General features: G+C 26.9%; 15 protein-coding genes and 1 other RNA gene. 3 read left to right on the top strand and 13 right to left on the bottom strand.

Annotated features, from left to right (window positions below):
- Positions 1 to 6: 6 nt before the first annotated feature.
- Genes folE through ACYQ1T_RS00540 form a run of 4 tightly spaced genes read right to left on the bottom strand, consistent with a single transcriptional unit; the run spans position 7 to position 3,256 of the window.
- Positions 7 to 558, bottom strand: a complete 552-nt coding sequence (gene folE / locus ACYQ1T_RS00525) for a GTP cyclohydrolase I FolE (protein ID WP_459830750.1) — start codon at positions 556 to 558, stop codon at positions 7 to 9.
- Between the two features lie 3 nt (positions 559 to 561).
- Positions 562 to 1,320: an aminotransferase class IV gene (locus tag ACYQ1T_RS00530; protein WP_459830751.1), complete on the bottom strand. Its 759-nt coding sequence runs from the start codon at positions 1,318 to 1,320 to the stop codon at positions 562 to 564.
- The gene (pabB, locus tag ACYQ1T_RS00535) at positions 1,320 to 2,675 is read right to left on the bottom strand and encodes an aminodeoxychorismate synthase component I (protein ID WP_459830752.1); all 1,356 of its coding nucleotides are present in this window, start codon (positions 2,673 to 2,675) and stop codon (positions 1,320 to 1,322) included. The genes ACYQ1T_RS00530 and pabB overlap by 1 nt, the downstream gene beginning before the upstream one ends.
- Entirely contained in the window at positions 2,675 to 3,256 is a 582-nt protein-coding gene (locus tag ACYQ1T_RS00540) for an anthranilate synthase component II (RefSeq protein ID WP_459830754.1), read from the bottom strand. Before ACYQ1T_RS00540 ends, pabB begins: the two co-directional genes overlap by 1 nt.
- Before the next feature lie 104 nt (positions 3,257 to 3,360).
- Here ACYQ1T_RS00540 and ACYQ1T_RS00545 point away from each other — a divergent pair, with 104 nt between their 5' ends.
- Entirely contained in the window at positions 3,361 to 4,203 is an 843-nt protein-coding gene (locus ACYQ1T_RS00545) for a PHP domain-containing protein (protein WP_459830755.1), read from the top strand.
- A gap of 50 nt (positions 4,204 to 4,253) precedes the next feature.
- Here ACYQ1T_RS00545 and ACYQ1T_RS00550 read toward each other — a convergent pair whose 3' ends face one another.
- From ACYQ1T_RS00550 to ACYQ1T_RS00580, 7 genes are all read right to left on the bottom strand, one after another.
- On the bottom strand, positions 4,254 to 4,490 hold the full coding sequence (locus ACYQ1T_RS00550; protein WP_459830757.1) for a phage holin family protein: 237 nt from the start codon (positions 4,488 to 4,490) through the stop codon (positions 4,254 to 4,256).
- An 86-nt stretch (positions 4,491 to 4,576) separates the two neighbouring features.
- Positions 4,577 to 5,968: an aminopeptidase gene (locus ACYQ1T_RS00555; protein ID WP_459830759.1), complete on the bottom strand. Its 1,392-nt coding sequence runs from the start codon at positions 5,966 to 5,968 to the stop codon at positions 4,577 to 4,579.
- A gap of 83 nt (positions 5,969 to 6,051) precedes the next feature.
- The gene (hprK, locus tag ACYQ1T_RS00560; RefSeq protein WP_459830760.1) at positions 6,052 to 6,960 is read right to left on the bottom strand and encodes an HPr(Ser) kinase/phosphatase; all 909 of its coding nucleotides are present in this window, start codon (positions 6,958 to 6,960) and stop codon (positions 6,052 to 6,054) included.
- Positions 6,961 to 6,988: 28 nt separating this feature from the next.
- On the bottom strand, positions 6,989 to 7,195 hold the full coding sequence (locus ACYQ1T_RS00565) for a DUF896 domain-containing protein (protein WP_459830761.1): 207 nt from the start codon (positions 7,193 to 7,195) through the stop codon (positions 6,989 to 6,991).
- 711 nt (positions 7,196 to 7,906) lie between these two features.
- A non-coding RNA gene (ssrS, locus tag ACYQ1T_RS00570) (6S RNA) lies at positions 7,907 to 8,098 on the bottom strand.
- Positions 8,099 to 8,166: 68 nt separating this feature from the next.
- Positions 8,167 to 8,565: a hypothetical protein gene (locus ACYQ1T_RS00575; RefSeq protein WP_459830763.1), complete on the bottom strand. Its 399-nt coding sequence runs from the start codon at positions 8,563 to 8,565 to the stop codon at positions 8,167 to 8,169.
- Between the two features lie 17 nt (positions 8,566 to 8,582).
- Entirely contained in the window at positions 8,583 to 8,855 is a 273-nt protein-coding gene (locus tag ACYQ1T_RS00580; RefSeq protein ID WP_459830764.1) for a DUF1292 domain-containing protein, read from the bottom strand.
- 240 nt (positions 8,856 to 9,095) lie between these two features.
- Here ACYQ1T_RS00580 and ytaF point away from each other — a divergent pair, with 240 nt between their 5' ends.
- Both ytaF and ACYQ1T_RS00590 read left to right on the top strand, forming a co-directional pair.
- A complete protein-coding gene (gene ytaF / locus ACYQ1T_RS00585) occupies positions 9,096 to 9,719 on the top strand; it encodes a sporulation membrane protein YtaF (RefSeq protein WP_459830765.1) in 624 nt (207 codons plus the stop codon).
- 82 nt (positions 9,720 to 9,801) lie between these two features.
- A complete protein-coding gene (locus tag ACYQ1T_RS00590; protein WP_459836410.1) occupies positions 9,802 to 10,296 on the top strand; it encodes a L,D-transpeptidase in 495 nt (164 codons plus the stop codon).
- Positions 10,297 to 10,345: 49 nt separating this feature from the next.
- On the opposite strand, the gene ACYQ1T_RS00595 is transcribed toward ACYQ1T_RS00590, so the two are convergent.
- Entirely contained in the window at positions 10,346 to 11,962 is a 1,617-nt protein-coding gene (locus ACYQ1T_RS00595) for a cell shape-determining protein (RefSeq protein ID WP_459830766.1), read from the bottom strand.
- A 397-nt stretch (positions 11,963 to 12,359) separates the two neighbouring features.
- A complete protein-coding gene (locus ACYQ1T_RS00600; protein WP_459830767.1) occupies positions 12,360 to 12,488 on the bottom strand; it encodes a hypothetical protein in 129 nt (42 codons plus the stop codon).
- Between the last annotated feature and the right edge of the window lie 85 nt (positions 12,489 to 12,573).

The following is a 12,573-nucleotide window of genomic DNA, read 5'->3' on the forward strand; positions in this document are numbered from 1 at the left end:
TCACCTCTATTTAAGTAAGCTTAATACTTCTCTTCTTAACTCATAATTTTCTTTAAAGCTTCCTCTATAAGTTGTAGTTACAGTTTTAGTTCCTGGCTTTTTAACTCCTCTCATAGTCATACACATATGTTCACCTTCAATAACAACCATTACCCCCTCTGCATCTAAATATTTCATTAATGCATCTGCAATTTCTGTTGTAAGTTTCTCCTGAAGTTGTGGTTTTTTTGCATATACTTCTACGCATCTAGCTAATTTTGATAATCCTGCAACTCTTCCCCTAGGTATATATGCAATATGTGCTTTCCCATAAAAAGGAACTAAATGATGTTCACACATTGAATAAAAGGTAATATCCTTTTCTATTACTAAATCATTTTCTTCTACCTTGAAGGTTTTACCTAAAATCTCTTCAGCAGTTTGTCCTATCCCTGAAAATATTTCTTCATACATTCTTGCAATTCTATCTGGTGTTTCTAAAAGACCTTCTCTCTCTACATCTTCGCCAATAGCTTCTAAAATTAATTTTACGCCCTCTTTTATCTTTTCTTTATCCATTACTTACTGCACTCCTTCTGCTTTTGCTATATAGTCCTCATAAACCTTCCTTATGTAATCTACTTTAATATTATTTTTAAAAGATTTATTTTCTATATTACTAACTTTAATTACACCTACTAAACTATTTGTAAGAAATACTTCATCACTTTTTAACAATCTATCTAAAGTTATTTCTTCTTCATATACGTTAAATTTATTAATAATAAATTTTCTTACAGTTCCATTTAAAAGACCACATTCTATTTTAGGTGTAATAATTTTATTCCTCTCTACAATAAATAAATTTGTTGTAGCTCCCTCTGTTAAAAATCCCTTTTCATTTAAAAATAAAACTTCATTGTATCCTTCTTTATAAGCACTTTCTTTTTCTAATAAGTTATCCATATAATTACAGGATTTTATATAAGTTAATAAAGATGTTGAGTTTCTTAAAACTTTTGAAATTTTAATATTGAATCCAAATTTATATGTATTCTCATTATAAGGTACTTTTCTATTATTTATAATAATGTTTTTTTCTGTTACTATTATCTTTAATACACAATTATTTAATCTTAATTTTCCTATTTCTTTTTCAATTTCTAAAAATTCTAATGATTTACCTATTTTAAGTACTTCTATACCATTATTTAACCTTTCTAAATGCTCCCTTAAAAAAATAGGTTTTTCTTTAATTAAAATTGTTTCAAAAACACCTCTCCCAAAAAATATTCCACTATCTACTATAGCTTTTTCTCCTTGATAAATTACTTTTCTCATTATAAAACCCTCATTAACGCTTTTGCTTTATCTAAAGTTTCATTATACTCATCTTCCTCAATTGAATCATAAGTAATTCCACCACCAACCCCAAAATAAGCCTTATTATCTTTTTTAACTATAGTTCTAATTACTATATTAAAATCTGAATTCCCCCTAAAATCAAAATACCCTATACAACCTGTATAAAGATTTCTCTTTAATCCTTCTAATTCTTCAATTATTTCCATAGCTCTTATTTTAGGTGTTCCAGTTATGGATCCACCTGGAAAACATTCTTTTATACACTTAACAGAAGATACATTATTTTTAAGTTCTCCATAAATAGTAGATACTAAATGAAATACAGTATCATACTCTTCAAGCTTAAATAATTCTGTTACTTTAATTGAATGTGGTTTACAAACCTTGCTTAAATCATTTCTTTCTAAGTCAACTACCATTAAAAGTTCTGCTTTATCCTTTTCACTATTTATAAGTTCTAGTTTATTTTTAATATCCTCTTCTTTAGTTTTTCCCCTTGGCCTTGTACCTTTAATAGGCCTTGTATGTACTTTTTTATCTTTTATTTGAATAAATCTTTCAGGAGAAGAACTAATTACTTGAAAATCTTCAAAATTCAGAAAAGCGGAAAATGGAGCTTTGTTTATATTCCTTAATTTCTTATATATTTCAAAGGAATCCTCTTTACTTTCACAAAAAAACCTTTGTGTCATATTTGCTATATAAACATCTCCACTAACTATATATTTTTTTAATTTACTTACAGCATCCATATAAGATTCTTTTGTAAAATTAGATTTAAAATTTATATTTTTATTTTCTATTTGCTTTATTTCAAGTTTTCTTCCATTATTAATTCTCTCTTCTATTTCTTCAATAGTATCTTTAGATTTTTTTAAAATATTTATTGAAGTTATATATTTTTTATTATTTAATAAATCAAAACAAATTATATTATTATAAAATATAAATTTCATATCATTTAAATTAAAGTCTTCTATAGATTCATCTGGCAAACTTTCTATCATTCTTCCTGTATCATATGAAATATATCCAATGGCACCAGATATTAATGGTATTTCATTATATTTATCATTTTCTATTTTATATTTTTCTAAATAGCTTTCTAAAACATCAAATGGATTTCCATTAACTCTTTCTCCATTTAGAAAAGCATTATTTCCTTTAGACTCGAATATTAAAAATGGGTTTATTCCAATAAATGAAAATTTCGAAAGTTTTTCATCTTCTTTTGAAGAGTCTAAAAAAATAGTATTTACTTCATCTTTAAATATATTATAAACTTCTAAAGGATTTAAAGATGTTTTTATTTCTTTTAATATAAGCCCCATTAGTTTCCTCTTTTCTTTGTTATGTTTATAAAGTTTTTTATTATCTTATGTCCTTCTTCAGTCATTTCTGCTTCTGGATGAAACTGTACACCATAAATAGGTAATTCTTTATGTTTAATCCCCATAATTACACTATCCTCTGTTTCACATGTAACTTCTAAGCTACTTGGAACAGTTTCTCTTTTTAATACTAAAGAATGATATCTTGTAACTCTTAATGGATTTTTTACATTTTTAAAAATCCCATCATCATTATGAGTTACTAAACTCATTTTACCGTGTACAGGCTCTCTTCCTTTTACTATATCACCATTAAAATAATGACCTATACATTGATGACCTAAACATATTCCTAAAATAGGTATCTTATTTTTAAAGTTATCGATTATTTCTAAGCTTATTCCAGAATCTTTAGGGGATTTTGGACCAGGTGATAAAATTATTCCATCTATAGGTAATAGTTTTATTTCTTCTATAGTTATTTTATCATTTCTATATATTACTACTTCTTCATTTAATTCTTCTATATATCGTACAAGATTAAATACAAAAGAATCATAATTATCAATCATTAAAAGCATATTCCCCTCCATAATTTCTAAAACTGCTATTATTATGTTAAAATAAATTATAACATAGTAACATAAAATTTTAAATTTTTATTGATTTATGAAAGGAGATTTTTATGGTTAAATTTGACCTTCATACCCATTCAACTTCTTCTGATGGACGATATGATCCTTCAGAAATTATAAAAATGGCTTATTCTAATAATGTTGATTATATTGCTTTAACTGACCATGATACTATTTCTGGATTATCCTGTGCTTATTTAAAAGCTAAAGAACTTAATGTTAATTTTATTCCTGGAATAGAGTTATCAACAGAACATAATAATGAATCAATTCATATTCTTGGATTTTTTAAAGACAATAGTTATACTTCTAAGGATTTAATAGCCTTCTTAGATTCTATTAAGAAAAAGAGAATTAGTAGGGCGGCTGAAATAATTTATCGTTTAGAAAAATATCACAATATAAAATTAGATTTAAACAAGGTACTTTCTAATGGTAAAGATACAATTGCACGACCTCATATAGCTAAGGCTATTATAGATGCTGGTTATCCATATGATAATAACTATATATTTTCAAATATTATTGGAGATAAATGTGCAGCTTATGTACCATCTTCTAAGCTTTCTACTAAAGATGGAATAGACCTTCTAAAAAAATATAATGCTTATGTATTTTTGGCTCACCCTGTACTTATTAAGAAAACTCCAGTTTATGATCTTATAAAACTTGGTTTTGATGGAATAGAGGCATTATACTTTAGAAATAAAAAAGGTGATACTAAAAGATTTATTTCTTTAGCTAAAGAACTTAATTTATTTATCTCTGGTGGATCTGACTTTCACGGAATTCCAAATGATGTTGATCATGGATCTGTAGGAGATGTATTTTATCCAGATAATATAGATTTAAACCCATTAATTCAATGGATTCAATATATAAATATTAAATAAATTAAAAAGAGAAGTTAAATAAATGTTTTAACTTCTCTTTTTAAATTTCATTAACCTTCTTCTTTTTCTTCTGTAATCTTACAGTCATCTCTAAACCATTTTGAAGTTGTTGTAGGATTATTTAATAAGCCAGCTGCAACTAATATCGATAAAATTGTATTTGTTATGGTTTGATACTCCTCGGGTATAACTTTAATACCAAAAAGATTAAGAACCATTGGTATTAAAGCGGCTATTGATACCCATAACCCATAATTTCTAAATCTTGACCAGTCAAAATTTTTCATAAAAAAGCCTCCTATTTCCAAAAATATATACTTTATAATATTCACAAAGTATATATTATGTGAAAGAGAAGGCTTTCTATTATTTTTTATTTTTCTTCTAAGAAAGCTTTATAACCTTTCATAGTTTCATATATATCAACCTTGCTTGCTATTTCCCAAGGTGCATGCATATTTTGTAGCGCCACTCCACAATCTATAACTTCCATATTGTATTGTGCTAAAATATAAGCTATTGTACCTCCACCACCTTGGTCTACCTTACCAAGTTCAGCTGTTTGAAATGCAACATTATTTTTATCCATTATATTTCTAAGCCATGCCATAAATTCAGCATTTGCATCATTACATCCACTTTTTCCTCTTGCTCCTGTATATTTACTAAATACAAGACCTTTTCCAAAGTATGCTGAGTTTTTCTTTTCCATTACTGAAGGATAATTAGGATCATATGCAGCAGTTACATCTGCTGATAACATTTTTGAATTTGCTAATGCTCTTCTAAGCTTAAGTTCTGAGTAATTTCCCACTCTATCCATAACTTCTGCTACTGTATTTTCAAAGAATTTAGAGTGCATTCCTGTAGCTCCATTGCTTCCTACCTCTTCTTTATCTACTAGTAAAACTACTGATGTATAGTCTACAGCTTCTAATTCTAATAAAGCCATAAGCGAAGTATATGCACATATTCTATCATCTTGACCATAAGCCATCACCATACTTCTATCTAGACCATAATCTCTTGCTCTTCCAGCTGGTACTACTTCAATTTCTGCTGATAAAAAGTCATCTTCATCAAAATCATATTTTTCTTCTAGAAGCTTTAATATATTTGCTTTTACAGCATCCTTTTCTTCACCTTCTAAAGGTATATTTCCTACTAAAAGATTTAAATCTTCTCCTTCAATTACAGTTGATGCTTTCTTTTGTAATTGGTCACCTGAAAGATGAATTAAAAGATCAGAAATACCTATAACAGGATCATTATCATCTTCACCTATAACTACATCTATTTTACTTCCATCTTTTTTAACTACAACACCATGTAATGCTAAAGGAAGTGTAACCCATTGATACTTTTTAACTCCACCATAATAGTGAGTTTCCATCATCGCAAGCTCTCCATCTTCATATAATGGATTTTGCTTTATATCTAATCTTGGAGAATCCACATGTGATCCAACTATTCTCATTCCTTTTTCAATAGGTTCATTACCTATAATAAAAAGAGCTAAAGCTTTGTCCATGTTATTTATAAATATCTTGTCTCCACTTTTTAATGTTTCTCCATTTTCTATTATATCTTCTAAGTCTCTATATCCCATTGCCATTGCCATATCAATAGCTGTAAGTACACATTCTCTTTCTGTTTTACATACTGACATGTACTCTATATAGCCTTTACAAAAATCAAATATTTCCTCTTTGCCACTTGCATCATATCTTAACCATGCATTTTTTTTATTTTCTTTTTTTGTCATTTATTAGTCCTCCTAATTTTATATAATACACCTATTTATATAAAGATCGTCTAATACGATCCTTCTCTCTTTAAACTTGTAAATTATTCTATTACCTTATCCATTCTACTTTCTATAATATCTACTGGAGTAACCTCAGACATAAGTGAATATCTATAATTAACTGCTGCCGCTTCAATAATTACAGCTATATTCCTACCCGGTCTTACTGGAACTCTTAATCGTTTAACTTTAACCCCTAACACTTCTTGATACTCGTTGCTAACACCTAGTCTATCATAATCTCCATCATCTTTCCAATGTTCAAAATGCATAACAATTTGAATACCCTTTTGTTGAAGAACAGAACTTAATCCATATAATGCTGAAACATCTATAATTCCAATTCCTCTAACCTCAAGCATACCAATTGTTATCCTTGGGGATGTACCTATTAACTCTCCATCAATTTCTTTTATATCTACAGCATCATCAGTAACTAATCTATGTCCTCTTTTTATAAGTTCTAATGCTGTTTCACTTTTTCCTATACCACTTTCACCAGTTATTAATATACCTATTCCATATACATCTACTAAAACTCCATGCAATCTTGTTTCTGGAGCTAGTTTATCTGCTAAGTATATTGTAAGCTTACTCATAAACTTAGTCGTAACAAGTTTACTTCTTAATAACCATACTTTATTTTTTTTAGCTGCTTTTACAATTTCATCATGAGGATCTAAATCTCTAGTTATTATTAGACATTTTATATTAAAGCTAAAGTATTTATCTACTCTCTTTCTTCTTAGCTCTACTGCCATAGCATCTAAAAAGCTCCATTCAGCTTTTCCTATAACCTGTATTCTTTCTGGAGTAAAATAATTATAAAATCCTGCTAATTGTAGGCCTGGTCTATTTATATCATTAACAGATACTACAGCTTCTTTCTCACCTTCAACTAAAACTTCCATATCAAAATCTTTTATTAATTTCTCAACTGTAACTGCCACACTCATCACCCTTCAAAACATTTTACTTTTAGTTTACTTTTTTACCTGATTTATTTTTAGGTTCTATTCCTTCTAATTGAACTTTGAAATTACTTTTTACACTATCTATATATCTTCTTCTTAATTTTTGTTGTTCTTCTTTTTCTAAATCATTTAATCCTTCTTCTTTACTCTTTTTGTATAATTCATTTATTCTCTTTATTACGTCATCTATTTTCATATTTGTATAATCCATGTTTATTACTTCCTTTCCTTTTGTTAAAATAAGCCTTTATTACATTTTACCTTCTATTTACACCAATATCAACTTATAATATTTCGACAATACATAATATACTCTAATATGTAGTTTTAATGCCTTTTATCATCATTTGTCAACATTTTCCATTTTTAATATTTTTCTATTTTATGAAATTTATGGTAGAAATTTGGAGGTTTTTGTAACTATTTGTTTAACGGTTTAATTTTACATTATTATCCTTTTTGGTATAATAATGTTATAAAGCGATGGAATTTGTAATATATGGAGGTGTTGCTAAAATGACAAAATCACACAAAAAACAAATATTAATAAAAAAGGCTATTTTAAATTACTTACTAAACTATTTTTCCCCAACTAATAGACTTATTATTTATCTTTCTCAAGATTTGGACAAGATAGTAAGCAAATATCAAAAACATATTTATGTTAAATATCAAAGGAGGAATTGTCTTAGCAGACCTTTAAGAAAGGTAGCTTAACTATTTTACTTAACAAAGACATAATTTTTATATAATAATACCGGTATTATATAAATTAATCTACTTATCCAAAGTTCCCACAAGCTTTGGATAAGTAATATATCTTAAAACATATTATTTTGTACATATAAGTATTTAAATATATATTATTATTTAAATTTTAAAACAACAAAAAACGCCTCAAAATTGAGGCGTTGAATGCTGTTAATCTCCCAACATGCCGTTCACTTAAATATTCATACCTGCGTCTCGCAGGTGGGTTAAGCTCACCTTGACTCTGTTATCTTCTGCCACATAATGTGAATTACTGAAGTCCAACATAATCAAAAGTTGTTGCAAATCCCGTAAAAGTTATGTAGGTTGAATATTATAAGCTTAGCGCACATCTCAGGATTAATTATGCTTTTATTATAGCACATATATTTTTATATGCAATAGAATTTTTTTCATAAAAATCCAAGATTTTTAGCAAATGAAATCCTTTACCACATCTTCTATTGCTATATTATTGTCTTCCTCAGTAAATAATGCCATAAACTGAACAAAATTAGAGTTATTTGAATCTATTTGAAATGCCATCATTTCTCCAGAAACATCACAATCCTCTACTATATCTTCTATAATTGATAAAACTTCATCATTTGCATAGTCATATAAATAAGGAATAAAATACTCTGTACTCCATTCTGAACTTTGTTCCTCATAATCACTTTCATCATTGGCATATGCTTTTGCTGCAGCCAAAACATCTTTATCAAAATCGAAATAAAATTTTACAAGCAGTAAGCCTTCTTCACTTCTTAACTCTTCAATTTCTGATAAATTATTTTCTTCTAGTATACTTAATATTTCATTACTATTCATATTTTGTCACTCCTTTACTAATATAAAAGTTTTTTATATTCCTTTTTAACTTCTAAAAACTCCTTATCATCTTCTACAAGATTTAACTCTTCTTTTCCATCAATTTCATCTACTCTAAATACATAAATGTCCTCTGATTCTTTATCATCAACAGGCGATAGTAATAGATACTCCTTTTCCTTTAAATATATTCTTGCGATTGCTTCGAATTCTACCTTATTTCCTTCTTCATCTAAAAAGGTCATTATTTTTATTTCATCTTCATTTATGTTTACTTCTTTATTATCCATTATTTATTTCCCCTTTAATTATATTTTATTGTAATTATACTTTATTATTTTATCCTTATAAATATTTTTTTGCTACTATTTTTTTATAAAAATTTCTTTGTAAAAACTTTATACTAACAATCTGATAAAGTCAAATGATGTATAAATTTCCAATACTTTAAAAGTATAGGTCTCCTTTTGTAACTAAATATAATTATTTTCATATTCTATAGTGATAAATAAATTTCTGAGGATAAATTAATGTTTGAAACACTTATACTAGTATTATCAGTATCTATTGATTCTTTTTTAGCCAGTATTGCATATGGTACTGATAAAATTAAAATACCTTTTTCTTCTGCATTGATAATAGATATAGTATGTTCAGGTATGCTTGGAATTTCTCTTGCATTAGGCTCTATTCTCAAAGACTATTTACCAGTTAATACGGCAAGAATAATTAGTTTTCTTATATTATTTATTCTTGGTGTTTATAGGCTTTTTGAGAGTATATTTAAAACTTATATAAAAAAGAAATCTTCACTTATATCACCATTAAAATTTAAATTATTTGATTTTAATTTTGTACTTCAAGTTTATGCTGATGAAACTAAAGCTGACTTTGATAAATCTAAAATACTTAATGCTAGAGAATCTTTTTATCTAGCATTTGCATTATCTTTAGATAGCTTAGCTGTTGGTTTTGGTAGTAGTTTAGTTTCCATAAATTATATAGAGGCCACTATTATTTCATTGATACTTGGAATAATTATGATTTCTCTTGGGGAATACATTGGAAGAAAGTTTGTAGAAAAAGTAAATTTAAATCTTTCCTGGCTTTCAGGAGCTATGTTAATTCTTCTTGCTTTTATGCGTAGCTTTTAGAAATAAAATTATATTATCATGCATATTTTTAAATTAGAATAATTTTTAAGGAGTAACTATGTCTAACATAGTAAAAGGCTATATTAAAAATATTTATAAAAAACTTTCTTATAAAGCCATCATCTTTAAAAGAACTTTTAAAGATGATTCTAATTATTTAAATATTGCAACAGATTTTATAAATTCAAAGAATTTTTCTAGCCCAACTTATTATTTTATCTGGGTAGATACAAAAAATTTTAAAACAAATATTTTTGAAGGATCTAATAATAATTGGAAACTAATTAAAAGTTACCTTTGTAGTGTTGGTAAAGCTTCAACACCAACTATAAAAGGTAATTTTAGTATTGGAATTAAAGGTCTTTACTTTGGAGTAACCCATGGATATAAATGTTGGTATTACTCTCAGATAAAAGGAAATTATCTTTTCCATTCTATTATTTATAATTTAGATGGCTATATAAGAGATGGTAGATTAGGAGTAGCCATATCTGATGGTTGTGTAAGACTTGCTAAAGAAAATGCTAAGTGGATTTATGATAATATTCCAAGAAATACTTCAATTTATATTTCATAAAAACAAAAGAAATCATACCAAATATCTTGATATGATTTCTTTGTTTATTTTATTGAGATTTTAAATTTAAGTTTTCAAAAGAATTTGTTAATACAAATTTACCATCTCCAACTTTTATAAATTTAATTAGTATTTTATCTCCGACAGAACTTAGAGCAACTTCTCTTGATGTTTCAGTTGAAACAGAAAAAATGCTATTATTTCCTTTTATCTTAATATCATAAATACTCGTTCCATCTTTAACAACAATTCCTATTCTCTCTATTTCACCTTCTAAAGTTTCTTCACTACTACTACCTTCTAAAGATATATTAGTATTAGTTAATCCTTCTAAATATTTATTTAATGTTGCTTGAAGTGAATCTCCAACTCCTACAATGTTATAATTTTTAACATTTACCATTGCATATTGTTTTACCAGTCCATTTGAATCTTTAAGTGTTGTAAAATATGTTGGCTCACTTTGTATATTAATTAAATATGGAAAAGTTGCCTTATATCCATATTGCTGAACTTTACCTTCTGCTGATTTCATACTTGCAGTTTCTGTTGCTCCTGCCGTCTTATACATCTTAGTTTCACCAGTTCTTGTATTAGTTAATGTAAATCCTACTAAGCCTTCATCATTACCAACTGATGTAATACCTGTGTAGTAGTAGCATGTATCATTATTAAATATTAAATTCATACCTTCTGTACTTTTAAGTTTATCTTTATCACTAAAGTTAAATACACCATGTACAAGTTCTCCCCATTTATCTATATAAGATTTTATATATCTATCTGGTTGTATTCTATCAACCCATTTTGGTGTATTTTCTATATCATATACATTAGATTCTCCTGTTTGAGCATCTATTATTAACGCTCCAATTGCTTTTGCTTCTGCAATACCTATGGCATTATCATATCTACTCACAACCCAATAAGGTTTTCCTTCATCATCTAATTCAAAGGTATAATCTGTATGTCCAGATTTCATATCTCTTAAATATGCCGCCCTATCTAAATCACTTAAAAGAAATGCTGATTCTAAATACTTTATTTTTAAAGATGTTCCATTTAATTCTGTAACAAGTTGTACATCACTTTGGTTAGTAGCACTTACTTTTATATAACCTGAAGTTCCTTCTCTATTTGTTATCCACTTAAAAAATGATGAATGTTCTAAAGGTGCTACATAATAAAGTTGTCCATTAATACTTTGTAAATCTAAATTTCCTATAGTAACTTGACTTCCCAAACTAGGAATTTCACCAAGCTTTTTATCTGCAAGCTTATATGCTACTTCTTTATCTATAGTTGGAAGCTGTTTTAAATCTATATGTTCAATTTCATGGGTAAAATCTACTTCTTCTATATCACCAATTAAAGCCCTATGTGCTTTATAACTTATAATTGGACTAAATATTATAGTAGTTGCAAGATATATTATTATTCCTATAACTGCTGCAACTCCATATTTTTTATTAAATGTTATAACTGAATATACTAAGCTTACTCCAACAAATATTGCAATAATGTAAAAGAAGCTTAAAGTAACATCAAATATTAGCTTACTATTAAATAATAATACTACTCCTATTGCTATGTATGCTAAAGCTAACCAGCCAAGATAATTTTTAAAAGATCCCTTTTTAGGTCTTATTTCACGAATGTTATCCATATATTCCTCCATAAAAAATATTTTTTCATTATTATAACATAAAATTCTTAAAATATAATTTATTTTTTTGTAAACATACTTTATTATATGTTATTTAAATACTTATTTACAGTTTATTTAAACCATTATTGGCAATAAACATTACTTATGATTATTGCCAATACACTTTACTTATCTTCAGATTCCTTATTATCTTTTTTATATCTATTTAAATAAGGTGCTACATCTATTAATGCCATTAAAATTCCAGTAGCTATTATTAATGTTATTTGAAATAACTTCATACTACCACTTTCCTTTTTTTCTTTTATAATATAGTATGGTTATTTCTATAAAATAGTTATTTTAAAATAAATTAAATACCACATTCTAATCGAATGTGGTATTTAATAAGTTTTTATTTTCCCCACTGATTATCAGTAGCAGTTTTTTTAGCTTTTCCACAACTACCTTCACCACAATTATGTGTATGAGTGACTTTGTTTGTATCTTTATGCTTACTATCGCAACCGCATTTATGTGTCATTATTAACACCTCCTTAACATTATTAGTTTGTACATTATTAAAAAATTAATGTTATAAAAACTATTGTAAATATGGTTTAATATTC

The organism is Clostridium carnis (assembly GCF_054657435.1).